22 protein-coding genes are annotated in these 23,660 nt (G+C 70.0%); 11 read left to right on the top strand and 11 right to left on the bottom strand.

The window, feature by feature from the left end; all coding sequences use genetic code 11:
* Positions 1-139: 139 nt before the first annotated feature.
* Entirely contained in the window at positions 140-1,249 is a 1,110-nt protein-coding gene (wecB, locus tag TR33_RS11850) for a non-hydrolyzing UDP-N-acetylglucosamine 2-epimerase (RefSeq protein WP_014912035.1), read from the bottom strand.
* Between the two features lie 284 nt (positions 1,250-1,533).
* On the opposite strand from wecB, the gene TR33_RS11855 reads away from it, so the two are divergent.
* From TR33_RS11855 to TR33_RS11870, 4 genes are all read left to right on the top strand, one after another.
* Complete coding sequence (locus TR33_RS11855; RefSeq protein ID WP_199806132.1) at positions 1,534-3,207, top strand: glycosyltransferase family 4 protein; 1,674 nt, start codon at positions 1,534-1,536, stop codon at positions 3,205-3,207.
* Positions 3,208-3,308: 101 nt separating this feature from the next.
* On the top strand, positions 3,309-4,682 hold the full coding sequence (locus TR33_RS11860) for a nucleotide sugar dehydrogenase (protein ID WP_042283121.1): 1,374 nt from the start codon (positions 3,309-3,311) through the stop codon (positions 4,680-4,682).
* 234 nt (positions 4,683-4,916) lie between these two features.
* Entirely contained in the window at positions 4,917-6,116 is a 1,200-nt protein-coding gene (locus TR33_RS11865; RefSeq protein WP_042283236.1) for a glycosyltransferase, read from the top strand.
* A gap of 109 nt (positions 6,117-6,225) precedes the next feature.
* A complete protein-coding gene (locus tag TR33_RS11870) occupies positions 6,226-6,831 on the top strand; it encodes a malonic semialdehyde reductase (protein WP_042283123.1) in 606 nt (201 codons plus the stop codon).
* Between the two features lie 147 nt (positions 6,832-6,978).
* On the opposite strand, the gene TR33_RS11875 is transcribed toward TR33_RS11870, so the two are convergent.
* The 8 genes from TR33_RS11875 to TR33_RS11910 form a co-directional block, all read right to left on the bottom strand.
* A complete protein-coding gene (locus TR33_RS11875) occupies positions 6,979-7,809 on the bottom strand; it encodes a glycosyltransferase family 2 protein (RefSeq protein WP_193789589.1) in 831 nt (276 codons plus the stop codon).
* A gap of 301 nt (positions 7,810-8,110) precedes the next feature.
* Positions 8,111-8,881, bottom strand: coding sequence for a CDP-alcohol phosphatidyltransferase family protein (locus TR33_RS11880; RefSeq protein WP_014912685.1), 771 nt, complete (start codon positions 8,879-8,881; stop codon positions 8,111-8,113).
* Positions 8,859-9,908, bottom strand: coding sequence for an iron-containing alcohol dehydrogenase family protein (locus tag TR33_RS11885; protein ID WP_014909142.1), 1,050 nt, complete (start codon positions 9,906-9,908; stop codon positions 8,859-8,861). Before TR33_RS11885 ends, TR33_RS11880 begins: the two co-directional genes overlap by 23 nt.
* Before the next feature lie 5 nt (positions 9,909-9,913).
* Complete coding sequence (locus TR33_RS11890; RefSeq protein ID WP_014908159.1) at positions 9,914-10,645, bottom strand: phosphocholine cytidylyltransferase family protein; 732 nt, start codon at positions 10,643-10,645, stop codon at positions 9,914-9,916.
* 33 nt (positions 10,646-10,678) lie between these two features.
* Positions 10,679-11,437: a DUF5941 domain-containing protein gene (locus tag TR33_RS11895; protein ID WP_234305829.1), complete on the bottom strand. Its 759-nt coding sequence runs from the start codon at positions 11,435-11,437 to the stop codon at positions 10,679-10,681.
* Positions 11,434-12,120, bottom strand: coding sequence for a hypothetical protein (locus TR33_RS11900; RefSeq protein WP_014913134.1), 687 nt, complete (start codon positions 12,118-12,120; stop codon positions 11,434-11,436). The genes TR33_RS11895 and TR33_RS11900 overlap by 4 nt, the downstream gene beginning before the upstream one ends.
* A 198-nt stretch (positions 12,121-12,318) precedes the next feature.
* Complete coding sequence (locus TR33_RS11905; protein ID WP_014909394.1) at positions 12,319-13,257, bottom strand: ABC transporter ATP-binding protein; 939 nt, start codon at positions 13,255-13,257, stop codon at positions 12,319-12,321.
* A complete protein-coding gene (locus TR33_RS11910; protein WP_042283126.1) occupies positions 13,257-14,105 on the bottom strand; it encodes an ABC transporter permease in 849 nt (282 codons plus the stop codon). Before TR33_RS11910 ends, TR33_RS11905 begins: the two co-directional genes overlap by 1 nt.
* 418 nt (positions 14,106-14,523) lie before the next feature.
* Between TR33_RS11910 and TR33_RS11915 the strand changes: the two genes are divergently transcribed.
* Positions 14,524-15,291, top strand: a complete 768-nt coding sequence (locus tag TR33_RS11915; RefSeq protein WP_042283128.1) for an IspD/TarI family cytidylyltransferase — start codon at positions 14,524-14,526, stop codon at positions 15,289-15,291.
* Positions 15,288-16,040 carry a glycerophosphodiester phosphodiesterase gene (locus tag TR33_RS11920; protein WP_014909055.1) on the top strand — a complete coding sequence of 251 codons (753 nt, stop codon included), beginning with the start codon at positions 15,288-15,290 and terminating at the stop codon, positions 16,038-16,040. Before TR33_RS11915 ends, TR33_RS11920 begins: the two co-directional genes overlap by 4 nt.
* Here TR33_RS11920 and TR33_RS11925 read toward each other — a convergent pair.
* Positions 16,037-17,107: a DUF4429 domain-containing protein gene (locus tag TR33_RS11925; protein WP_042283129.1), complete on the bottom strand. Its 1,071-nt coding sequence runs from the start codon at positions 17,105-17,107 to the stop codon at positions 16,037-16,039. The genes TR33_RS11920 and TR33_RS11925 overlap by 4 nt on opposite strands.
* A 100-nt stretch (positions 17,108-17,207) precedes the next feature.
* Entirely contained in the window at positions 17,208-18,203 is a 996-nt protein-coding gene (locus tag TR33_RS11930; RefSeq protein WP_014910779.1) for a glycosyltransferase family 2 protein, read from the bottom strand.
* Positions 18,204-18,505: 302 nt separating this feature from the next.
* Here TR33_RS11930 and TR33_RS11940 point away from each other — a divergent pair, with 302 nt between their 5' ends.
* The 5 genes from TR33_RS11940 (at position 18,506) to TR33_RS11960 (ending at position 23,604) form a co-directional block, all read left to right on the top strand.
* A complete protein-coding gene (locus TR33_RS11940; protein ID WP_042283239.1) occupies positions 18,506-20,017 on the top strand; it encodes an LCP family protein in 1,512 nt (503 codons plus the stop codon).
* Between the two features lie 43 nt (positions 20,018-20,060).
* Positions 20,061-20,762 (top strand): hypothetical protein, encoded by a 702-nt coding sequence (locus TR33_RS11945; protein ID WP_042283133.1) that lies wholly within the window; start codon positions 20,061-20,063, stop codon positions 20,760-20,762.
* Between the two features lie 257 nt (positions 20,763-21,019).
* Positions 21,020-22,351: a UDP-glucose dehydrogenase family protein gene (locus tag TR33_RS11950; RefSeq protein WP_014913087.1), complete on the top strand. Its 1,332-nt coding sequence runs from the start codon at positions 21,020-21,022 to the stop codon at positions 22,349-22,351.
* Positions 22,352-22,492: 141 nt separating this feature from the next.
* Positions 22,493-23,227 (top strand): TNT domain-containing protein, encoded by a 735-nt coding sequence (locus tag TR33_RS11955; RefSeq protein ID WP_014912149.1) that lies wholly within the window; start codon positions 22,493-22,495, stop codon positions 23,225-23,227.
* A gap of 194 nt (positions 23,228-23,421) precedes the next feature.
* On the top strand, positions 23,422-23,604 hold the full coding sequence (locus TR33_RS11960; protein WP_017533445.1) for a DUF397 domain-containing protein: 183 nt from the start codon (positions 23,422-23,424) through the stop codon (positions 23,602-23,604).
* Positions 23,605-23,660 lie beyond the last annotated feature (56 nt).

Below are 23,660 nucleotides of genomic sequence, written 5' to 3' on the forward strand. Positions count from 1 at the left end.
CCCCTCGGGTGCGCGGCACCCTGGTTCGGCGGGAACGCCGTCCGACGTGTGCCGGGACGGGTGCGAAGGCCCGGGGTCGACCGGACGGCGGACCGTTCGGGACCCCCGGGGTGCGCGTGGGAGGGCTGCATGGCTTCTCTCACCTGGACCACTGCGTGAGGACCGAGGCGATGCGCTCACCGGACCGTCCGTCCCACAGCGGCGGGGTGTCTCCGAGGCGTTCGCCGACGTGGCCGTCGAGGACCTTGTCGAGCGTGGCGAGCAGGTCGGCCTCGGTGACGAGCCGGTTGGTGCCGTGGGTGATGGTGATCGGCCGTTCGGTGTTGGGGCGCAGGGTCAGGCAGGGGACGCCGAGGATCGTGGTCTCCTCCTGGACGCCGCCGGAGTCGGTGACCACGGCCTCGGCGCCCCGGGTGAGGGCGACGAAGTCGAGGTAGCCGAGCGGTTCGAGGAGGCGTACGCGCGGGTGGTCGCCGAGACCGGCCCGGTCGAAGGAGGCCTTGCCGCGCGGGTGCACGGGCATGACGACGTCGACGATGTCGGCGATCTCGTGCAGGCGTCCGGTCAGGCGGGCGACGCTGTCGGGGTCGTCGACGTTGGCCGGCCGGTGCAGGGTGGCCGCCACGTAGCGTTCGGGCAGATCGAGTCGTGCGCGCAGCGCGTCGGCGTCGAAGCGGTCGAGGTTGCCCAGAAGGGTGTCGATCATCGGGTTGCCGACGAGGTGCACGCGGCTCGGGTCGATGCCCTCGCCGGCGAGGTGGCCGACGGCCTCCGGGCTGGTCGCGAAGCACAGGTCGCTGAGCCGGTCGGTGACCTTGCGGTTGATCTCCTCCGGCATGGTGTCGTCGAAGGAGCGCAGCCCCGCCTCGACGTGCGCGACCGGGATGCCGAGCTTGGCGGCGACCAGGGCCGCGGCGACGGTCGAGTTGACGTCGCCGTAGACCACCACGGCTCCGGGCGGGTTCTCGACGAACTCGCGTTCCAGACCGACCATGAGCGCGGCGGTCTGGGAGGCGTGCGAGCCCGATCCGACGCCGAGATCGACGTCGGGGGTGGGCAGGCCCAGGTCCCGGAAGAAGACGGCGGACATGCGGTCGTCGTAGTGCTGTCCGGTGTGCACGACCCGCTGGTGCGCGCCTCGACCGCGCAGGGCGGAGACGACCGGGGCGGCCTTGACGAAGTTGGGACGGGCGCCGACCACGTGCGCGATCGCGGTGTCCTCACTGCCTGGGGGGGCACTCGTTGCCACGGTTGTTTCCTTCTGCTGGTGTTCACGTTGGCTGTGGTGTCGGTGGCTCGGAGGGGGCGTCTCCGAGGCGGACATCGGGAACATACGGGACGATCCGTTCGAGTGGCGGGCTTCTTTGCCCCATCTGTCCCGCCCATGTCGCCGTGGTGTCACCACCTGGTCACGTCCACGTGGTTGTGTGACTGACCGTGCAAGACACCCAGACTCCCGAACCCCGACCGTCTCGTCCGCGCGCTCTGTGGCCCCGGGCGGTGACCTTCACCGCGTCGCTGGCCTGGAACCACATGCGGTCCGACCCCGCCCGGCTGCCGCTGTTGGCCGCCCGGTTGATGCCGGGTCCGCTGCGTGGTCCGGTTCGCGCCGTGGCCGCCCGCTCGGGTGCCCTGCCACGCGCCTACTCCCTGTGGGACCAGGGTCGACGCGAGGAGGCCCGAGAGGCGCTGCTGGCCGCGGCGCCCCGCCGTTCTCCCCGAGGACTGGGGCGCCTGGTCACCGCGGCCTTGGCCGCCGGCGATTCCGAGACCGCCCGTGAACTCGTGGAACGCATCCCACCGGGTCCGCATCGGAGTACGGCCGAGCACCGGACGGCCCTGGCCACGGGACGTGCCGTCCCCGCGTCCATGTCCGTTTCGCCTGACCGTCACGGGATCACGTTAACCCGCGATGCGCCAACGCGGCCTGACGACACGGTGAACGCTCGGCGACCGGCCCTCGCGGAGGACGCCCCCCGGGTCCTGCACCTGGTCACCAACGCCCTGCCGCACACCAACGCCGGGTACACCCAGCGCACGCACAAGATCGCGGTGGCCCAGCGTGAGGCGGGCATGGACGTGCACGTGGTCACCCGGGTCGGCTACCCGCTCACCAAGGGCGTTCCGGATCCGCGGACCCGGGTGGAGATCGACGGTGTGACCTACCACCGACTGCTGTCCTGGACCGCCCCGGCCGATCCCGCCGAGGAGCTGCGGGTCGGGCTGCGGTTGGCCTCACGGCTGGTGGAGGAGGTGCGCCCGGACGTCCTGCACGCGGCGAGCAACCACCACAACGCGCGGCTGGCCCTGGAGCTGGGACGCCGGTACGACCTGCCCGTGGTCTACGAGGTGCGGGGATTCCTGGAGGAGTCGTGGCTGTCCAGGGATCCCTCCCGGAGCGTGGACGACGCCTTCTACAAGGCCGAACGCGCCAGTGAGACCGAGTGCATGCTCGCCGCCGATCTGGTGGTCACCCTGGGCGAGGCCATGCGCGCCGACATCGAGGACCGCGGGGTCCCCTCGGAGCGGCTGCTGGTCGTGCCCAACGCCGTCGACGCCTCCTTCCTGGACCCGTTGCCCTCGGGTTCCGAGGTCCGCGAGGGCCTGGGCATCGGGGCCGAGGAGTTCGTGGTGGGGACCACCACGAGCTGCTTCGGGTACGAGGGGCTGGACGTGCTCTTGGAGGCGGTGGCGCTCCTGCGCGAACAGGGCGGGTCGGCGCACGCCCTGATCGTCGGCGACGGGCCCGAACTGCCGGCCCTGCGCTCCCTGGCCGACCGGCTCGGCCTTGAGGGCGCCGCGCACTTCACCGGGCGGGTCCCGGCCGATCGGGTCCGTCACCATCACGCGGCGCTCGACGTGTTCGTCGTCCCTCGCCGAGATGAACGGGTCTGCCGTCTGGTGACGCCTTTGAAACCCGTGGAGGCCATGGCGGGAGGACTTCCCGTTGTTGCCAGTGATCTTCCTGCTCTTAGAGAGATCGTGGAACCAGGGGTGACAGGAGAGTTAATTCCGGCGGGCGAATCGGCACGTCTAGCTGATGTCATCACAAAACTCGCCTACAGTCGGCAAAAGCGGACGTCCTATGGACGAGCAGGTCAGGACCGTGTAGGCGCGAAGCGCACATGGACTGAAGCCGCATACCGCTACAACCAGGCGTATCGGGTTCTCATTCGAAAAATGTCCGGACCAGGCCAGATCCCGTAACCGTGGACAACAGCTGCCTACACTCGGACGTCCATCACTCCGAATGGCAGTCCTCGAATATGTGCGCCCGTTCACGAAATGAATGCGAGTGTGACCACGAAGTGGATGCCGCAGCCAACAACCCAGCCACTGTCCCCGAGCAGAACAACGGCTCGGCGACCGATCTCGTCGTCCTCGGGCTCGGTTACGTCGGTCTACCCTTGGCCGCCGAGGCCGTGTCCTCGGGGCTGAGAGTGACCGGCTTCGACGTCAGCGACCGTGTGGTCGACGGGCTCAACCAGGCGATCTCGCACGTCGACGACCTGTCCTCGGACGACGTGGCCATGATGCTGGACCAGGGGTTCAGCGCGACCACGGATCCCGCGTGCCTGGCCACGGCGCGCACCATCGTCATCTGTGTGCCCACCCCGCTGTCCGCGGAGGGCGGCCCGGACCTGGGCGCGGTCACCTCGGCCGCCAAGGCCATCGCCGCCCACCTGACCCCGGGCACCCTGGTGATCCTGGAGTCCACCACCTACCCGGGCACCACCGACGAGGTCGTCCGCCCGCTGTTGGAGGAATCGGGCCTGGTCGCGGGGTCCGACTTCCACCTGGCCTTCTCGCCCGAGCGCATCGACCCGGGCAACCCGACCTTCGGCGTCGCCAACACGCCCAAGGTCGTCGGCGGCCTCACCGAGGCGTGCGGAGAGGCCGCGGCCTCCTTCTACGGACGGTTCGTGGAGACGGTCGTCCGCGCCCGGGGCACCCGCGAGGCCGAGATGGCCAAGCTCCTCGAGAACACCTACCGGCACGTCAACATCGCCCTGGTCAACGAGATGGCCATCTTCTGCCAGGAGCTGGGCGTGGACCTGTGGGACTCCATCGCCGCGGCGGCCACCAAGCCGTTCGGCTTCCAGGCCTTCTACCCGGGCCCGGGCGTGGGCGGTCACTGCATCCCGATCGACCCGAACTACCTCTCCTACAAGGTCAAGACCCTCGGCTACCCGTTCCGGTTCGTCGAGCTGGCCCAGGAGATCAACGGGCGGATGCCGTCCTACGTCATGCAGCGGGCCCAGGAGCTGCTCAACGACTCCGGGCTCGCCCTGTCGCGCTCCAAGGTCCTGCTGCTGGGCGTGACCTACAAGGCCGACATCGCCGACCAGCGTGAGTCGCCCGCGCGTCCGGTCGCCCGCAAGCTGGCCGCCAAGGGCGCCACGCTCACCTACCACGACCCGCACGTGGAGTCCTGGCAGGTGGACGGCGTCGACGTGCCCCGCTCCACCGACCTGGAGCAGGCCCTGGCCGAGGCCGACCTGACCATCCTGCTCACGGACCACAGCGACTACCGGCCCAAGCTGCTGAGCGAGTACGCGCGACTGCTCCTGGACACCCGGGGCGTCCTGCGCCGCTCCGAGCCGGAGGAGACCGCGATCGCCGCCGGGGTGCCGACACAGGAGCGCCGGCGAATCCAGCGCGAAGGTCTTCAGGTGTTGTAGAACAGAGCCGTTCACCAGGGCACGCCGCTCTGAACGCCCATGGCGTTCGACGGCGTGCCTTCGTGTGTTCACCACCCGCCGACCGAAGGTTCACCGGAACCACCCCCGGAGTCCATCCGGGTGTCCTCCGTGCGTTTCCCCAGGTGAATACCGTGTCGTACAGCGAATATCGCCGCTAAACGGCGGATCATCGCTGTAGTCGGTACAAATCGGTGACACACGTAGGTGATCTTCATGCACGCGCTTGTGGCCACGATCGTGCACCACCCGGAGGACGCCAGGATCCTGCACCGCCAGATCCGTGCCCTGGTGGACGCAGGACACACCGTCACCTACGTCGCCCCGTTCCGGGAGTGCGGGGTGACCCCCTGGGACCGGGTCCGCTCCGTCGACGTACCGCGTGCCCAGGGGCGTGACCGACTCTCCTCACTGCGCGCCGCCAGGTCCGCCCTCGCGGCGCTGGCGCCCCAGGCCGACCTGCTGCTCTTCCACGACCCCGAGCTCCTGCTCGCCCTCCCCTCCAAACGCCCCGTGACCGTCTGGGACGTGCACGAGGACACCCCGGCCGCCCTGCTCACCAAGCCCTGGATCCCCGGACCGCTGCGCCGCCCGCTCGGTCGGGTCGTCCGGGGCTTCGAACGCAGGGCCGAGCGTCGGATGCGTCTGCTCCTGGCCGAGGAGGGATACCGCCCCCGCTTCCGCGGGAACCACCCGGTGGTCCCCAACACCACCGAGGTCCCCGACGCCCCGCTGCGCCCTCCCGGCGACGAGCGCGTCGTCTACCTGGGCCACGTGTCCGAGGCCCGCGGCGCCCTCGAGATGGTGGAGATGGGACGTCGGCTGCGCGAGCACGGCGTGCGTCTGGAGATCATCGGCAACGCCGACGGGGCGATCCGACCGCTTCTGCGCGAGGCCCACCAGGAGAACGCCCTGCACTGGTACGGGTTCGTGCCCAACGACCGCGCGCTGCGGATGACCGCGGGCGCCCTGGCCGGGATCAGCCTGCTCCACGACACCGACAACTACCGGCACTCCCTGCCGACCAAGGTCGTGGAGTACATGGCGCACGGGCTTCCGGTGGTGACCACCCCGAACCCGATGGCCGAGGCCCTGGTGACCCGTCGTCCCGAGGGTCGTTCCGGGACCGTGGTGCCCTTCGGCGACCCGGAGGCCGCGGCGGAGGCGGTGCTGGAGCTGCGCCGGGACGAGCGGGTCCGCCGCGAGTACGCGCGCACCGGCCACCGGATCGCGCAGAGGTCCTTCCACTGGCCGGTCCAGGCCCGGCTGTTCGTGAAGCAGTTGGAGGAGTGGGTGGCCGAGGCCGGGGGGCCCAAGGTCTCCGATGAGCGCCCCGAGCCCACCACCCCGACCATCGTGCCGGGGCTCGTACCTCGTCAGCACCGGCGGCATCCGCGCACCGCCCTTAGTGAATGACGTCACATATGGTCGGTTGCAGAAATATCTTCCTAGCAAACTAGGTTGTGCTGCTCGTCGCCCTCGGGCGAGACTTCCCACGTTCAAGAGCACAACGAGGTTTTCGATCATGACCGACACCCTGGCCCTCGACAAGAACGCCCAGGACCTTCTGTTCCGCAGCGCCCGCACCGCCAACTCCTTCACGGACGAGCCGGTGACCGACGAGCAGCTCCGCGCGATCTACGACCTCGTCAAGTTCGGCCCCACGGCCATGAACAACCAGCCGCTGCGCGTCACCGTCGTGCGTTCCCCCGAGGCCCGTGAGCGTCTGGTCCGCCACATGCAGGGCAACAACGGTCCCAAGACCTCCACCGCTCCCCTGGCCCTGGTCCTGTCCGCCGACAGCGACTTCCACGAGCACTTCCCCAAGACCTTCCCGGTCGCCCCGGACGCCCGCGACAACTTCGCCGGCATGCCGGTCGAGGCCCGCGAGTCCATGGCCCTCCAGAACGCCTTCCTCCAGGTCGCCTACCTGATCGTGGGCGTGCGCGCCGCCGGCCTGGCCGCCGGCCCGATGACCGGCTTCGACGCCGAGGGCCTGCGCAAGGAGCTCTTCGGCGAGGACTCCAAGCAGCGTCCGATCGTCGTCATGAACATCGGCAAGCCCGGCCCCGACGCCTGGTTCGACCGTCTCCCCCGCCTCGACTACGACGAGGTCGTCACCGAGATCTGATCTCTCGGAAGAGCACACGAAGGGGGCGGGCGCCGTACGGCGCCCGCCCCCTTCCTCACGCATGGGATGAACCGTCAGGGCCCGAGGGGACCCCTCCGTCCCGAGTGGGCGCCCGGAACGGCCTCCTCGGGAAGGACGGTGCGATGCTCAGATGATCGGCGGCCGGCCGGCCCGGGTCATCCGCCAGGCGGTACGCCAGCCGATCGGCGTGCGACGGCCGGCGTCCTCGCGCCAGCCCTCGCGGAAGCCGCCGAACCAGGCCTTCAACGACTCCTTGTCGCGTTCGCGCAGGACCGTGAGCCCCACCCAGGTGCCCAGGTAGGCGAAGGCCAGCGGCCAGGGCAGGTTACGGCGGGCCAGCCACACCCGGTTGCGGGCGTTGAGCCGGTAGAAGTTCTCGTGTCGGGTCGGCGCCACCGCGGGGTGGTACATCACGGCGTCGGCGTCGTACTCGATGGTGTAGCCGGCGTCCATGATCCGCCAGGCCAGGTCGGTCTCCTCGTGGGCGTAGAAGAACTCGCCGGGAAGACCGCCGCCCTCCTCGAAGGCGGTGCGACGGATGGCGCACGCCCCGCCCAGGAACGTGGTGACCACACTCGACCTGCGGGAGTCGCCCACACGCAGGCGGGGGACGTGTCGACGCTGGTCGGGGCCGCCGTCGGGGTCGGCGATACGGAACGAGAGGGCGCCCAGCCTCGGCTCCTCGGCGAAACGGTCGCGCACGTGCCGGGCCAGGTCCATGGAGCGGTACCAGCCGTCGTCGTCCAGGAACAGGATCACGTCGCCGTGGGCCGCCCGCACCCCGTGGTTGCGTCCCTCCGGGATGCCGAGGTTCTCCGGCAGCCGCACCGTCACGACGTTCTCCGGCAGCTCCGGAAGGTCGGCGCCGTTACCGACGACGATGACCTCGACGTCGGCGCCCTCCTGCTCGAACACGCTCGTGATCGCCCTGCGCAGCTCGGCGGGGCGGGTGCCCATGGTCAGCAGGACACAGGACAGAGTGGGTTTACCGGGCACCTGAGGACCGCTCCGTTCCTGCGCTCGGGGGTCCCGCGCCCTGGACGTACCGGAGTCGGTGGACGAGACGGAGCCCTGCGAGGGCGGAATCACTGGTGTGGCCATGATCGCGAACCGTTCAATGGACGACGTGCGGCTGACAGGTGGACACATGTCAACGTTCGCAGAAACAGACTAACGAAAGGATAAAAGTGGAGTGTACGGAGCCGTGGACCGGGTACCGTCCACGGCCCCGTAACGTCACCGGAGCGTCATCGACGCGTTATTCGAGGCGTCGGGAGGCGAGCACGCTCACGAAGTGGGCGAAGCTCATCAGGACGGCCACCGCCGCGCAGGCCACCACCAGGATCCGGGTGGCGAGCAGATCCCCGAGGAAGAGGTCGGCCACGGCCGCCACCACCACGATCAGGGACAGCTCGACCGCCTGGATGAGGCGGTGCACCTTGAGCGCCGAGGCCAGACGACGGGCCAGACTCAACCCCGAGGACTTGGGCCGCATGGCCTCCTCGGTGATCTTCTCGGGCAGCCCGGCCTTGGCACGGGCCACGACCACGTTGTCGGTCTCGGCCTTGATCAGCACGACGCCGAGCGCGGCCGCCATACCGAGGACGACCCAGCCGCCCGCCTCGAACTCTCCCTGGGCGCGGATGCCCAGACCGACGAGGAGGGCGACCTCGGACACGTAGTGACCGATCCGGTCGAGGTAGATCCCGGCCACGCTGGTGCGCCCCGTGTAACGGGCCACCTCGCCGTCGGAGCAGTCCAACAGCAGGTAGATCTGCACCATCACCGCGGCCAGGATCGCCGACCACAGTCCACCGAAGGCGACGACGACGCCGGCGAGCACCCCGAACACCATCATCAGGTAGGTGATGGGGTTCGGGGGGACCCGCAGCCGCACGAAGAGCGTGGACAGGTACGGGGAGATGTCCCTCATGTAGAGACGACCCGCCCAGTGCTCCTCGTTGACGCGCTCCTTGATCCCCGCGGGCTGACCTCCCGCGCGGACCTCAGCGACCGACGGCTTCGACATAGTCCGCGACACTCCGCCCGATCTCGGCCTCGGAGAGGTTCAGGTGTTCAAGGATGGTGAACCGTCCCGGACGGGTGTCCGGGGCGTGCGCCACCGCCTTCGCGAACGAGGCCTCGTCGAGACCGACGTCGGAGGGGACGATGGGCAGTTCGTGGCGGAGCAGGCAGGAACGGATCTCGTCCAGCCGGGCCTGAGGCCAGTCCAGGTGCCGTACGCGCAGGAACGACGCGTACAGGGAGCCCAGACCCGCGAGCTCGCCGTGGTTGGCCGCCCCCGGGTACAGCTGGGTCACCGCGTGCAGGACCTCGTGGCAGGCGCCACTGGCGGGCCGGCTGGAACCGGCGACCGACATGGCCATCCCGGACAGCACCAGCCCTTCGGCCAGCACCTTGAGGAAACCGTCGGACTCGATGGAGTCGGGGCGGTGCAGGACCGCCTCGGCCGCCACGCGCGCGAAGGTGACCGCCATGCCGTCGACCGGCTCGTCGTTCACCCTCCCGGCGAGTTCCCAGTCCTCGATCGCCGAGATGTTGCTGACCACGTCGCCGATCCCGGAACGGACCAGACGCGAGGGGGCCGCCTGGACGTAGTCGACGTCGATGACCACCGCGATGGGCATGGTCACGCCGATCGACGGCTTGCCGCCCTCGTGCTCCAGGGAGCTGACGGGAGAGGCGATGCCGTCGTGGGCCAGGTTCGTGGCCACCGCCACCATGGGGATGCCCGCCATCGTCGCGGCGAACTTGGTGACGTCGATGGTCTTGCCGCCGCCGATGCCGGCCACGGCCTCGTAGGCGCCCGAGCGCAGCTTCTTGCCGAGCTCGGTCGCCGCGTCGACGGTGCCCTCCTCGACCTGGAAGACCTCGCACTGGGGCAGGTCCAGGTCGGCGGCGATCTGCGCCCCCTGACCCGGGCCCACGGCCACGGCGATACGTCCCTCGGTGGCGATGCGGCGGTCGGCCAGCACCGTTCCCAGCGAGGAGATGGCGCCGCGGCGCACGTCGATCGCCAGGGGCGAGGGGAGCATTCGGGCTAGTAGCGGCACGCGATCTCCCTCGCCTTGGCCAGGTCGTCGTGGTCGTCGACCTCGACCCAGTCCACCTTGCCGATGGGGGCGACGGCGATCTTCTCGCCGCGGCGGACCAGCTCCTGGTAGCCGTCCTCGTAGTAGAGCTGCGGGTCGCGCTCCCAGGTGGCCTTCAGGGCGTCGGCCAGACGGGAGTCGAGCGAGCTCTCGATGAGGGTGGCGCCGATGTACTCGCCGGCGGCGGTGGCCGGGTCCATCAGCTTGGTGATGTTCTGGAGGTGGCCGTCCTCGTCGAGGGTCACCTTCATCTCCTCGTCGGCGAGGTTTTTCACGTTGTCCACCGCGAGGAGGAGTTCCGGTCCCCTGGCGGCGAGTAGCGTTTCCTCGACACTCACGGGGTGAACGGTGTCGCCGTTGACCAGGAGGACGCCCTCGGAGAAGAACTCACGCGCGGTCCACAGGGAGTAGGCGTTGTTCCACTCCTCGGCCTTGTCGTTGTAGCTGAGGGTGATCTTGACGCCGTGGCGCTCCTCCAGGGCCTCCTTGCGCTCCTCGACCGCCTGGGCGCAGTAGCCGACCACGACGACGACGTCGGTGAGCCCGGCCGCCGCCAGGTTGCGCAGCGAGATGTCCATGATGGTCGTCTCGCCGTCGACGGGCACCAGGGCCTTGGGGAGGCTGTCGGTGTAGGGACGCAGACGGCGCCCCGCGCCTGCGGCGAGAACCATTCCGAGCATGAGGGCGAGTTCCTCCTTAGGTCGAGGAGGCGCTCACGCCTCCCCGTTCGTTCCGGAGGCCGATTGGCCCCCGTCTCCGTCGTGGGGGATCGACCGATCCCCCGGGTCCGCCCCGCCGGGGGTGGCGGGTCGGGTCCGCACGTCGGACACCGGTGTCGCGCTCCAGGTGCGCACGCACTCGCGCACCATCAGGACCACCAGGTATCCGGCGAGTATGCCGTAGGCGGCGGTGAGAGCGGAAAACGCGCCCCCGACCGCGATGACGAGCATCCGGCCGTCCCACCCGAGCGCCGCGTGGCGTACCCCGAGGGGTCGATCCACACCGACCGCGGGCCGCGCGACGTCGTCGCGATGGTGACAGACGATCGTCACCAAGAGTACGAACACCATAGGACCGGGTACGCCGGACGCCGAACCCAGCACCGCCAGGTAGCCGTATTCGGTGACACGCAGGACGGGCGGCACGAACAGGTCGAACCGTCCGTCGTGGGGATGGCCCGAGGCCGCACCGGACAGTAGCAGGGCAGCGACCGGTGCGAACAGGGTAATGCCTGTGAGCTGTCCGCGGTCCGCCGCCAACAGGACGGCGACGACGAGGGCTCCGGCCACCGCCGTGAGCAGCGGCGGAGCGATCCCCGGGGCGACCCTCCCCCACAGCCGGGCGATATGACCGTCATCACGCAGGTGACGCAGATCCGGTACGGCGGGCACGAGCCTCTCCCGCGCCCGGGGCACGTCATGGCCGTTCACGCCTTCTCCGGTCCCGAAGCCGTTCACCGGTCTTCCGTTCATCGGCCCTCCCCGCGCGAGGAGGGATCGACGAGTTCTCCGGTGATCGCCACGGCGCAGCCCACGATGAGGCTGACGAAGGCGATCCTGGCGTCCCACAGCGTGGTGGCCACCGCGATGACGAGGAAGCGGGTCGGCTGCCCGAAGGCCATGACCCGACGGACCAGGAGCGGCAGCGGCAGCGAGGGCTCGGGGACCCCGGCGGGGCGGGGCCTGGGCACCCCGGGTGGCCGAACGGCCTCAGAACGTCGCTGGGCGGGCACGAAGAGGGCGGGCGACGCCGAACTCGCGGGCGGGGCCGCGAAGGCCACCAGGAGCGCGTTGCGCAGAGCCAGGGCGATCAGGGCGCCGGCCGCCCATCCCCAGGCGCTGGCGTGGCCGGCCGCGGCGGCTCCGAAGGCCAGTCCGACGTAGACCACGTACTCCCGAAGTTGGGAGGCCATGGACACGGTCCACAGCGTGAGGGCGTCCCGGCGGTCGGAGCGCATCCGGGAGCGGACCGCGTCACAGGCGAGGATCAGCGCGAGGAACAGGGATCCGAGGACGGCCCCGGTGGGGTCGGCCCGGCTGAACCAGACCGCGGCGGCGACCGAGGCGACGAGGCTGACACGGGTCACCCCCGACCGGGTGACGTGCCTTCGCTCGATGATCCTCGCGGTCGCCCGCGCCACGGTTCCCTCGGCCATGTCCGTGCCCTCCCGATGTCAACTGAGAGTCACCGTCACCCACCGTCTGTACACAATCCATCACCGACACGCTCAAGGCCGCCGTTACGCCCTTTTCGCACGTGGAAAGCGGTTTCAGACAGGTCCGAACAGCGAAGAACGCACCTCCGGAACATGCCGTGGTGCGCTCTCGCCGCAGGTCGTGAAGGGTGGATCCGGTCAGGCCGCCCGGCCCCCGTCCTTGCCCTCGCCCTTCTCGTCCTTCTTCTCGGCCTTGTCCTCGGCGTCGGCCTCGACGGCCTTCTGCTCGGACTCGACCTTCTTCGCCTTCTCCTCGGCGCGCTTCTTCTTCGCCTCGTCCTTCTTCTTGCGCTCCTCGATCTCCACCTTGGTGTCCGCGTTGTAGGCGGCCAGGGCCGAGTCGATGTCGGTGTCCAGGGCGAGCTCGCCGCCCTTGATGTACAGACCCCGGTTGCAGAAGCGCTTCAGGTCCCGTTCGTTGTGCGAGACCAGCACCATGGTGCGCTCGTTGGCGAGCATCCGGTCGATGGCCTCGTAGCACTTGCGCTTGAAGGCCTTGTCGCCCACCGCGAGCACCTCGTCGACCAGCATGATCGGGTGCTCCAGCTGCGAGATGAGGGCGAAGCCCAGGCGTACCTTCATCCCGCTGGAGTAGTGCCGGACCGGGGTGTCGATGAACTTCGGCTTGACCTCGGCGAAGTCGACGATCTCGTCGAAGCGCTCGTCGATCTGCTTCTCGCTCATGCCGTGCAGGGAACCGACCAGGTACACGTTCTCGCGTCCGGTCAGATTGTCGTTGAACCCGGCGCGCAGCTCCAGCAGAGGCGCCACCTTGCCCCGGACCTCGACCGTGCCCTCGTCGGGGATGAGCACCCCGGCGATCATCTTGAGCAGGGTGGACTTGCCCGTGCCGTTCTTGCCGACGATGCCGACGCAGTCGCCCTTGGCGATCTCGAAGGACACGTCGCGCAGCGGCCAGAACTCGTTGCCCTCGGCGTTGGGGTCGCGCTTGTTGCCGTGGATGAACATCTCACGCAGGCTGCGCTTGCGGCGACGGTTCACGGCGAACTTCACGCCGAGCCCCTTGGCCTCGATGACCGGACCGCCGGTGACCGCGGCCTCGTAGGTGGACGCCATCACAACTCCTTCAGTACGGACATCTCCAGACGACGGAACGTCCAGTATCCGATGGCGAGCATCAGGATGGAACCGACCACCGCGGAGGTCACGGCGAGCGGGCTCGGGGTCAACTCCTCGAACCCGGCGAACCATACGGTGCGGTGCATCTGGAAGATACCCATAAGCGGGTTGAGCTCATAGATCGTCTTCGCCCACCCGGGCACTCCGTCGCTGTGGAGCACCATCGAGGCCGGGAAGAGGATCGCCGAGCCGTAGAACAGGATTCGGGTCAGGATACGTGTCAGTCGTTCCACATCGCGAAGCAACACGTTGACCGAGGCCAGGAACAGGGTGACGCCCAACCCGAAGGCGAAGGTCAGCACGATCGCCAGGGGCAGCCAGACGAGCATGCCCTCCCAGGTGAAACGGCCGCCCAGGGCGAACACGAAGATGAGCAGGACCGGCCAGGTCAGCAGGTACTCGACGAACTTGGTGCCCACGGTGGCCATCGGGAAGATCTCCCGGGGCACCTTCATCGTGGTGATCAACTTCGAATGCGTGAGCATGGCCTTCGGCGCCTCGCCGAGGATCGCGCCGAAGGTCGTCCAGGGCAGAATGCCGGCGACGAGGAAGAGGACGTAGCCGCCGTAGGGCTTGGCCTCCTCGGGTATGCCGCGGTCGGCCTCGAGTACGAGACCGAAGACGAAGTAGTACACCAACGTCAGGGCGAGGGGTTCCAACATCGTCCAGGCGTACCCCAGCACGGACTGCTGGTACTTGACCTTCAGGTCGCGCCGGACCAGGAGGCCGACGACCTTCCGGTGCTCCCAGACGGCCAGCGTCCTTGACGCCACCGCCACCTCCAAGGTTTGAGATCGTCCGGTTCACGATGTGCCGGACAGTCGCGTCTACGAACTCACCTGTGCGCACCGGCCGTCGACGCGGTCCTACCCTCACCGGGACCGGAACGGGGGGATCCGGCGGAGTCCGGGGGGCGGTCATGAACCACGCCCGGCTCCAACGTCCGAATCGAAAGGAGGTGGGGACCGGGCACGCCCAACAGGCGTCCATAGGTTACCGCCGCATCGGACAGACCGTGTCAACCACATACCGTCCTCCCCCGATCCGACGCCTCTCCTCCTCCCTCCGTTCGGTTAGGGTCGGCCTTCGCACGCCCGTGTTCCCGGAGAGTCGTCCCCTCCCCCTTCCCGTCGTCTCCGGCCCACGAGAGGCGTGTCCCCGTTCGGTCGCCGCCGGCGACCGACGATCGATACGGAGGCGACGATGTCCACAGGTCCGCAGGTGATCGCGGCGGTTCTGGCCGGAGGGGTCGGTTCCCGGATGGGGGCGCCCAGGCCCAAACAGCTGCTCTCGCTGGAGGGCCGCACCATCATCGAGCGTTCGATCGCGGCCTTCGAGTCCGCGCCCGAGGTGGACGAGATCGTGGTGTTGATGGTGGACGAGTACGTGGGCGAGGTCGAGGAGATCGTCGCGCGCGCCGGGTTCGCCAAGGTGAGCCGGGTCCTCCCGGGCGGTGCGACGCGGACGGACACCTCCTACGCGGCCCTGACCGCGGTCGCTTCGGCGGCCGACGACGATCTGGTGCTGCTGCACGACGCCGCCCGCCCCCTGGTGCTCCCCCGGACCATCGCCGCCTGCGTGTCCGCGTTGGGCGAGGCCGGGGCCGTGGGCGTGGCGGTGCCCAGCGCCGACACCGTGGTGAGGGTGACCGAGGGACGCTCCGGCGGCGAGGTCATCGCCCAGACCCCGGACCGTTCGTCCCTGCGCCGGATGCAGACTCCCCAGGGGTTCCGGCTCGGGGTGGCCCGGCGCGCCTACGAGGCGGCCATGGCCGACCCCGATCTGGTGGCCACCGACGACTGCGGGGTGGTGTTGCGCTACCTCCCCGAGGAGGAGGTGCGGATCGTTCCGGGTGAGGAGGACAACATCAAGGTCACCAACCCCGGGGACGTGGAGATCGCCGAGACCCTGCTGCGTCGTCGACGTGCCCACGACGCGTCCGGGAACGCGATCGCGGAGGGGGTCTCGTGAGCGGGGTGTTCGAGGCGACCGAGGTGATCGGCCATCGGGGCGCCGGCCGGGGCGTGGTGGACGGCGCGGTGGAGAACACCGCGGCCTCCTTCGAGGCGGCCGTGCGCTCCGGAGCCGACTGGGTCGAGATCGACGTACGGCGGACCGCCGACGACGCGCTCGTGCTCCATCACAACGCCGCTCTGGACGACGGACGCGCGATCGTGGACCTGGATCTCGCGGAGTGCCGACGGGCCGGACTGATCGGGCTGGAGGAGGGTCTTGAGGTCGTTCCCGACCACATCGGCCTGGACGTGGACGTCAAGACGGTGATGGAGGACGCCGTCGACGCTCCGGCGCGACGGACCGCCGCGCTGCTGATGCCCTTCCTGCGCCGGGAGGCCGACCGCCGGCGCACGTTCGTCTGCTCTTTCGACCCCGGGCTGCTGGTCGCCGTCCACGAGGGCGCCCCCGGGGTCCCGACCGCCTGGATGCCCTTCGTGCGCAACCCGGCGGACTCGGCGATCCCCGGCGCAGTGGGGCTGGGCTGCCCGGTGGTCGCGGTGGACTCCCGTGCGCTGGACACAGGCGTGGAGGGCCCCGTACCCGGGCGCCGCCCGCTGGAGTACACCGTGGAGATCGCGCACCGGGCCGGGCTGGAGATCATCTCCTGGTGCCCGGACCCGGAGGTCTCGGCGCGGTTCGCGGAGGCCGGGATGGACGCGGTCGTGGTGGACGACGTCCCCGGAACGGTGGCCGCCCTCCGCTAGATCCGGTCGAGGAGTTCGGCCTTCTTGGTCCCGAACTCCTCGTCGGTGAGCAGCCCCTTGGCGTGCAGGTCGCCGAGGCGTTCGATCTGCTCGAAGATCCACGCGGTGTCGGCCCCGGTCCCCCGTTCCGGGGCCGGGTCCGTACCCTCTCCCGCCGTGATGGCGGCCTCGTCCCCGTCCTCCTCCACGGTGGCGCCCCGGCCTCCGGAACCGGGGAGATGGAAGGAGATCCGAGGACCGCGCAGGACGTCGACCGCGTTGCGGGCGGTCTCCTTCCACCATTCGGGGTCGTCGAATCCGGGCTTCGTCTCCTCCTCGGCCTCCGTCCCACCGGAGCCCAGGGCCGGGCGGGGCCGCACGTCGCGGGCCCACTGGTGCGCGGTGACGGTGGCGGCCAGCAGGAAGGCCTGCTGGATCTCGTTGCCCTCCTCGCCCGCGCGCAGCACGTTGAGGTCGTTCTTGGGCTTGGCGTCGGCGACGCGGCCGCGGGTCACCACCCGGACGAAGCCCCAACCCCACTCGTCGACCGGGGCCCACTCCATGTGGGCGATCTCCGAGAGCTCGAACTCACGACGCTGTTTCTTCTTCTTGTAGCCGCTCGCGTAGGTACCGGACCACACCAGGGACAGCCGATCGGCCTCGAAGCGGGCGGTGCCCTCCGAGGTGAGGACGTGCAGAGGCGTCGACGGCACCAGGGAGAGCACGGTGGCCGGGTCGGGAGGGCCGGCCTGCTCGGCGGCGAATCGGAGCTGGTCGACCAGGTACTCGGCCACCAGCTCGGTCTTGGCTGGGCCGGTCAACCGGAAGGGCTGGTACTTCTCGTCGAGCATGGCGCCGACGGCGGCGTAGGGGTCCATGCGGTCGTGCAGCCGCAGCTGGAGGACCCACCCCTTCTTACGACCCGCGCCCGGCCGGAAGTCGATCTCCCGGATCGCCCCGACCGGAAGGTCGAGGGTCCCCAGGAGTTTGAACAGGGGGCTCTTGAACCAGCCCTTCGTCTCGAAGCGCACACGAACGATCTCACTGTCGAACGCCCATGACGCCTGGTCCCCGCGCAACTCGTCCATATCGTCCTCTCCGGTCGTCTCCGCTCTCTTGACTAGCAGAAGCGGAGAATCCACGGGAGGGTGAGAACCCTTACGGGTAGGGCCTCGCCGCCCGGTCTCGTCAGGAACCGGCGGCCTGCGCGGTCCGCGAATCGGCGCCCAGGCCGGGCGGGCTGGTGATGAAACCGACGCCCCACGACATGTGCATGGTCGCCAGCGCGGCCGGGACGAGCGGCCAGGACGAGACCGGCAGCCCCCGGATCAGCGGAACCGAGGCCACGGTGATCAAGGCCAGGTAGGCCGCCGGGACCAGCCACAGCGGCCAGAACAGGAACCCGCCGAGGAGACCGGCGACGATCCCGGCCACGGCCACCGGTGGTGCCAGGTAGCGCAGGTTGATGGTGCCCTTGTGCTGGCGGGCGACCACACGCCGCCAGCGGCCGTAGTGGAAGTACTGCTTCCCGAGCAGCCGCATGTTGCGTCGGGGACGGTAGGAGACGCGCATCCTCGGCTGGAACCAGACCGTGCCGCCGGTGGTGCGGATGCGGTGGTTCATCTCCCAGTCCTGCGCCCGCAGGAAGGCCTCGTCGTAGCCGCCCACGCGCTCCAGGGCCGAACGCCGGAAGACGCCGAGGTAGACGGTGTCGGCCGGGCCGCCCTCACCACCGGTGTGGAAACGGGCGTTGCCCACGCCCACCTTGGAGGTCATGGCGGCCGCGACGGCCTTCTCCCACGGGGTGGTGCCCTCGGCCGCCATGATGCCGCCGACGTTGTCCGCGCCCGTCTCCTCCAGGGTCTCCACCGCCACCTTGAGGTAGTCGGAGGGCATCATCGCGTGACCGTCGATACGGGCGACGATGTCGTGCGAGGAGGCGCCGATGGCGGCGTTCAGGCCCGCCGGGGTCTTCCCCGTGGGGTTGTCCACCACCTTGACCCGGGGATCGGCCGCGGCCAGACCGTCGGCGACCTCCCTGGTGCGGTCCTCGGAGGGACCGACGCCCAGCACGACCTCCAGCTCGCCCGGGTACTCCTGGGCGAGGACGTGCTCCACCGCCGAGGCGAGGTGGCGCTCTTCGTTCAGTACGGGCATGACGACGGAGACAGGCGGCCAGGACACGGGCACTTCCCAGGGTCAGAACATGGCGGGACGGCGTACGGGGGGATCTACGCGCCGTCAACCGTACTGCACACCGCGCCGCCGCTCATCCGTCCGGCGGGGTGTGGAGCCCTACCCCCCGGGGCAGATGTTCCGAGACGTGCGACCCCCCGGAGAACGTTTTCGCCTTCCGACGCGTCCGACCTTGATGAGGACGCCGGGGAGCACAACACGCCGATGGTCGACATCCCGCGCCCTTCGGCGGATCGGGTGACAACCTTAGGTACCGAGGACACCGTGGAACGGGTGGGACGGGGATGCCGATGAGCGACGACGCCGGACGGCACGGACCAAAGGGCGAGTTCCGACGCGAAAGGTCCACGCCCCTACCCCCGGAGGAGCCGGGACGTTCCGCGCGTTCGGGGCGGATCACCGTACCCGGCGCCGGGGTCCGCCGTCGCCGCAACGGTCTGTTGCTGATGAGCGTACTGTCCGTACTGGTCCTGTTGGCCTCGGGCACCTCCTGGGCGATCACCGGATGGATGTCGGGGTCGATCAACCGCTTCGACGTGTTCGGCGGACTGAGCGACGGCGACCGTCCCGACGAGACCGGTGGGCTCACCTTCCTCGTCATCGGCTCCGACAGCCGCGACGAGATGAGCACCGAGGACCAGAACGCGCTCAGCGTCGGCTCCACCCCGGGGCAGCGCTCCGACTCCATGATGCTGGTGCGCCTCAACCACGAACGCGATCACCTCACCGTGGTGGGCCTCCCCCGCGACCTGTGGGTGAACATCCCCGGTGAGGGCGAAGACAAGATCAACGCCGCGTACGCCTACGGAGGGCCGGGGCTCGCGGTCCAGACCGTGGAATCGGTCACCGACGTGCGCGTCGACCACTACGTCGAGGTGGACTTCAACGGCTTCGTCGACGTGGTGGACGCCTTGGACGGCATCGAGGTGTGCCTGCCCGAGGCGATCCAGGACCCCAAGGCGCAGTTGGACATGGAGGCCGGAACGCACCAGGTCGACGGGGTCGAGGCGCTGGCCTTCGCCCGGACCCGGGCCACCGCCCGCGGCGACCTGGACCGGATCGACCGTCAGCAGCAGGTGCTCTCGGCCATGCTCGACAAGGCGATGAGCTCGCAGACCCTGTCCGATCCCGGGAAGCTCACCGCCTTCCTCGACAGCTCCCTGTCCTCGGTGACCGTGGACGAGGGGCTGACCACCAGCGCCATCAACGACCTCGCCTATCAGATGCGCGACCTGGACCTGAAGGACGTCACCTTCGCCCAGGTGCCGATCTCGGACATGGACCACTGGACCCCGCGCGGCGACGTGGCCCTGCTGTGGGACGAACCCGCCGCCCGGGAGATGTTCGCCGCCATCAACGCCGACCGACCGTTGGAGGCCCCCGAGCCCGAGGCCGAGGACGACGGCGGGAAGGACGACGAGCCGGTCCCGGCCGACGTCGGCCTGCGGGTGTTCAACGGCACCGCCACCCCGGGTCTGGGCGCCCGGCTCGACGACAGCTTCACCACGGCCGGTTTCAACGTGACCGACCCGGCCGAGAACTGGACCGACCGGAGCGTGGAGCGGACCGAGGTCAGGTACGGGCCCGGAGAGGAGGCGCTCGCCGAGTACGTCTCCGGCACGCTCCCCGGTTCGGAGACGGTCGAGGACGGGACCCTGGACGAGGGCCTCCAGGTGGTGATCGGGTTCGACTACACGACCTTCGAGGCGCCCACGGCCCCCACCGCTCAGGCCGGGGCCGAGCCGGAGGCCGCGCCGTCCGCCCCCGACACCACCACCGCTCGGGACAACATCTGCGCATAGCCTGGACAAGGGCCGTGGAAGGCCCTGGAGAGAAAGGGACAGAGTGCTCCGCCACCTGCTCGGCCTGCTCGCCGGCATCGCCTTGGCCCCCGTGTTGTGGGTGGGGCTCGCCTGGTCGTCCGAGACGTTCCCGCGGATCGTCGAGGGTGACGTGGGCTTCGCGACGGTCTCGTCCGTGGTGGTGTTGTGCCTCCTGGGAGGCCTGGGCGCCTATCTGGTGGCCTCGCGACGATCGCCGATGGTCGCGGCCTCCTCCGGGGTGCTGCTGAGCGCCCTGTGCCTGTGGCCGGTCCTCTCCCGGGAGAGCCTGGACTCCGCGCTGAGCTGGCTCAACGACGCCAGTTTCCTCTACCCGAACGGGACGGGGCTCGTCGTCGCCCTGCCCTTGGGCGTCCTGCTCGCCGGATCGGCCTTCCTGCCCACGCGGTGGCGCGCCGCCGACGACCTCGGACCCCTGCCCGGCACCAGGGTGGTCGCCTCCGCCAACCGCGACCGGTACCGTTCCGCCCCGATGGAGGAGGCCGACGGGTCCGGCCCGGAGGTCTCCGACGGCGGCCCCTGGAACGACGGAGGCCCGGTCGGCGACACCGTCCCCGACGTCCCGCCGCCCGCCTCGCCCCGGCGCGGCCTCGACGACCCGAACAAGACCACGACCCCGTTCCGGCGTGGAGGCAGCGGGGCCGTGTGGACCCCGCTGGACGATGACTCCGAACACACCCGGATCCTCGACGACGACCGCCGTTGACCCGCCGTCCCCCGGGCTTCACGGCTCCGCGGATCCCCCGTGCGGACGGCCTCCCACCCACCGGTAACCTGTGCGCCTGACTGTTCACGTGTTGTTGGGTCGGGCGCCACGCCCTTGAGCGTAGGGTGATGCACCGTCCCTCTTGGGCACCCCCATCGGCCGTACCATGTCCGTTTTCTGCCCTCGTGCGGGATGTCAGCCGTCATGAGCGGGAAGACTCAGTACGAGGCGCGTGCGGAAGCGAGGAAGGAACACCAGTGGTCGAAGCGGAAAGCAGGCGGGTCACCGTCATCGGGACCGGCTATCTCGGCGCCACCACCGCCGCCTGTCTGGCCGAAATGGGTTTCGAGGTCCTGGGACTGGACGTCGACGAGGCCAAGATCGAAACGCTCCGCTCCGGTCGCGTCCCCTTCTACGAACCCGGTCTCGACGAGCTCCTGACCTCCGGGCTGGAGGCCGGTCGACTCCGGTTCACCACCAGCTTCGCCGAGGCCGCCGAGTTCGCCGACCTCCACCTGATCTGCGTCGGCACCCCCCAGCGCGACGAGAGCGGCGCCGCCGACCTCAAGTACGTCAACGCGGCCGTGGAGTCCCTCGCCCCGCACCTGACCCGACCGGCCGTGGTCGTGGGCCGCTCCACCGTCCCGGTGGGCACCGCCGCGACCCTGGCCGCGCGCCTGAGCGCCCTCGCCCCGGTCGGCGAGGAGGCCGAGCTGGGCTGGAGCCCCGAGTTCCTCCGTGAGGGCTTCGGGGTGGAGGACACCCTGCGCCCCAACCGCATCGTGATCGGCACGGACTCCCCCCGGGTGGAGAAGGCCGTCCGCGCCCTGTGGCAGCGACAGGTCGACGCAGGAACCCCGTTCCTGGTCACCGACCTCCAGACCGCCGAACTGGTCAAGGTCTCCGCCAACGCGTTCCTGGCCACGAAGATCTCCTTCATCAACGCGATGGCCGAGGTCTCCGAGGTGGCCGGCGCCGACGTGATCCAGCTCGCCGAGGCCCTGTCCTACGACGACCGGATCGGCGGCAAGTTCCTCGGCCCCGGGCTCGGCTTCGGCGGCGGCTGCCTCCCCAAGGACATCCGCGCCTTCATGGCCCGCGCCGACGAGCTGGGCGTGGAGCCCGCCCTGTCGTTCCTGCGCGAGGTGGACGCGATCAACCAGCGTCGCCGGGCCCGCACCATCGACATCGCCCGCCAGCTGATCGGCGGCAACTTCGCCGGCCGCACCGTGACGGTGCTGGGCGCGGCGTTCAAACCCAACTCCGACGACATCCGGGACTCGCCCGCCCTGGACGTGGCCTCGACCATCGCCTCCTTGGGCGCCCGGGTGACCGTGTACGACCCGCAGGCCCTGGAGCGGGCCCGGGAGGCGCACCCGGAGCTCAACTACGCCGACTCCATGCTGGAGGCCGCCCGCGACGCGGACGTGGTCCTGCTGCTCACCGAGTGGACCGAGTTCCGCGAGGCCAACCCCGAGGAGCTGGCCGAGGTCGTCGCCCAGAAGCGGATCGTCGACGGCCGCAACGCGCTGGACCCGACGTACTGGCGCGCCTCCGGCTGGACCTACCGGGCCCTGGGCCGCCAGTAGGCACCACCGCCGTTCGAGCCGAAGGAACGGCCGCTCCCGTACGGGGGCGGCCGTTTCCCATGTTCAGAGCCTCGCACCATGGTTGACTTCTCTCTGTAGTTCTCGCGGAACACACCGTGTTCAAGGATCGAACGGAGACCGATGCCGACCTTCCGCGCGGCGGCCCTCACCGCCCTGGCCCTGATCTCGAGCGCCTCCCCCGTCCTGGCCGCGGAGGCCGTCCCCTCCCCGCCCCTCGCACCCGTCACGCCCCTGGTGCCCGAGGCCGGATGCCCCGCTCTGGACCCGCCGCCCACCGAGGAGGACCGGGACCGCTACCTGTGCGGCGACCGACGCTTGGGGCCGAGGGAACTGCCCGCCGACGGGCCGGTCGGCGAACTGGTCGAGGGATACGACCGGCTCGGCGGCCTGACCCCCGTCGAGTTCCTGGACCGCTGGGCCACCGAGGACGGCTGGGACTACCCCGAGCACGACGGCTTCGTGGTGGAGGACGGCAAACCCGTCCAGGAACTGCGGAAACTGCCGGAGGGGTGGATGCTGGACCGCTTCGGCTCCCCGTGGGGGACCTTCCTCGCGCCGGCCGGAGCCTCCTACGCCGAGCGGGCGCTGCCCCCGGACTCGCTCAACACCTGGCCGGACGGACCCGAGCACAACTACAACTGCTACGAGGTCGTCCGCCCCGTCACCGCGCTGGTGGGGCCGATCGCGCCGCACTTCGAGCAGCCCGGCGGCGGAGAACAGCTCCTCGTCCCCGCCGAGCAGGTCCCCGAGGCCGGCGGAGAGGGCTACGTGCCCGTCAACGACCTGCTGGAGTGGCGCTACCTGGAGCAGCGGTCCACCTCGGAGTGCCTCTTCCCCGAGGAGTTCGCCGCCTAGACGGTTCGCGGGGAGGACTCCGGCGCACCGGGGTCCTCACCCCGCGCCGCCCGGTGGATGACACGTTCCTCCGCAGGCGGGCCCGGAGCCGGCCGAGGGGCCGTGCGGGCCTTGTGACGGAATCCCTGACACCGGGCGCCCAGGGGTGGGATCCTTGTCGGAGAGGTCGAGAAGCATCCCCCAGGAGGCACGTCATGGCCGAGCACCCGTCCCTCGTCTTCCACAAGTCCTCGTACAGCACCACCCGGCAGGAGTGCGTCGAGGTCGCCGAGTTCCCCGCGGGCGCCGCCGTCCGCGACAGTGAGCGTCCGGTCGCGGGGCACCTCGTCTTCCCCGCCCACGAGTGGGCCGCCCTTCTGGTCGTCGTCACGCGGTGACGACCGGATCCGGTCACGAAAATCCGTTGCGATGCCCGAGTCCCCCTGCCACTGTC

The organism is Nocardiopsis alba (assembly GCF_000710955.1).
Classification (GTDB): domain Bacteria; phylum Actinomycetota; class Actinomycetes; order Streptosporangiales; family Streptosporangiaceae; genus Nocardiopsis; species Nocardiopsis alba.

Excerpts from the sequence above, each read along its gene's own strand:
- TR33_RS11940 (WP_042283239.1), top strand. The coding sequence starts at position 18,506 with ATGAGCGACGACGCCGGACGGCACGGACCAAAGGGCGAGTTCCGACGC.
- TR33_RS11875 (WP_193789589.1), bottom strand. The coding sequence starts at position 7,809 with ATGGGCACCCGCCCCGCCGAGCTGCGCAGGGCGATCACGAGCGTGTTC.
- TR33_RS11960 (WP_017533445.1), top strand. The coding sequence starts at position 23,422 with ATGGCCGAGCACCCGTCCCTCGTCTTCCACAAGTCCTCGTACAGCACC.
- TR33_RS11915 (WP_042283128.1), top strand. The coding sequence starts at position 14,524 with ATGTCCACAGGTCCGCAGGTGATCGCGGCGGTTCTGGCCGGAGGGGTC.
- TR33_RS11855 (WP_199806132.1), top strand. The coding sequence starts at position 1,534 with ATGCGGTCCGACCCCGCCCGGCTGCCGCTGTTGGCCGCCCGGTTGATG.
- TR33_RS11870 (WP_042283123.1), top strand. The coding sequence starts at position 6,226 with ATGACCGACACCCTGGCCCTCGACAAGAACGCCCAGGACCTTCTGTTC.
- TR33_RS11900 (WP_014913134.1), bottom strand. The coding sequence starts at position 12,120 with ATGGCCGAGGGAACCGTGGCGCGGGCGACCGCGAGGATCATCGAGCGA.
- TR33_RS11865 (WP_042283236.1), top strand. The coding sequence starts at position 4,917 with ATGCACGCGCTTGTGGCCACGATCGTGCACCACCCGGAGGACGCCAGG.
- TR33_RS11880 (WP_014912685.1), bottom strand. The coding sequence starts at position 8,881 with ATGTCGAAGCCGTCGGTCGCTGAGGTCCGCGCGGGAGGTCAGCCCGCG.
- TR33_RS11890 (WP_014908159.1), bottom strand. The coding sequence starts at position 10,645 with ATGCTCGGAATGGTTCTCGCCGCAGGCGCGGGGCGCCGTCTGCGTCCC.
- TR33_RS11905 (WP_014909394.1), bottom strand. The coding sequence starts at position 13,257 with ATGGCGTCCACCTACGAGGCCGCGGTCACCGGCGGTCCGGTCATCGAG.
- TR33_RS11925 (WP_042283129.1), bottom strand. The coding sequence starts at position 17,107 with ATGGACGAGTTGCGCGGGGACCAGGCGTCATGGGCGTTCGACAGTGAG.
- TR33_RS11885 (WP_014909142.1), bottom strand. The coding sequence starts at position 9,908 with ATGCTCCCCTCGCCCCTGGCGATCGACGTGCGCCGCGGCGCCATCTCC.
- TR33_RS11955 (WP_014912149.1), top strand. The coding sequence starts at position 22,493 with ATGCCGACCTTCCGCGCGGCGGCCCTCACCGCCCTGGCCCTGATCTCG.
- TR33_RS11895 (WP_234305829.1), bottom strand. The coding sequence starts at position 11,437 with ATGAACGGAAGACCGGTGAACGGCTTCGGGACCGGAGAAGGCGTGAAC.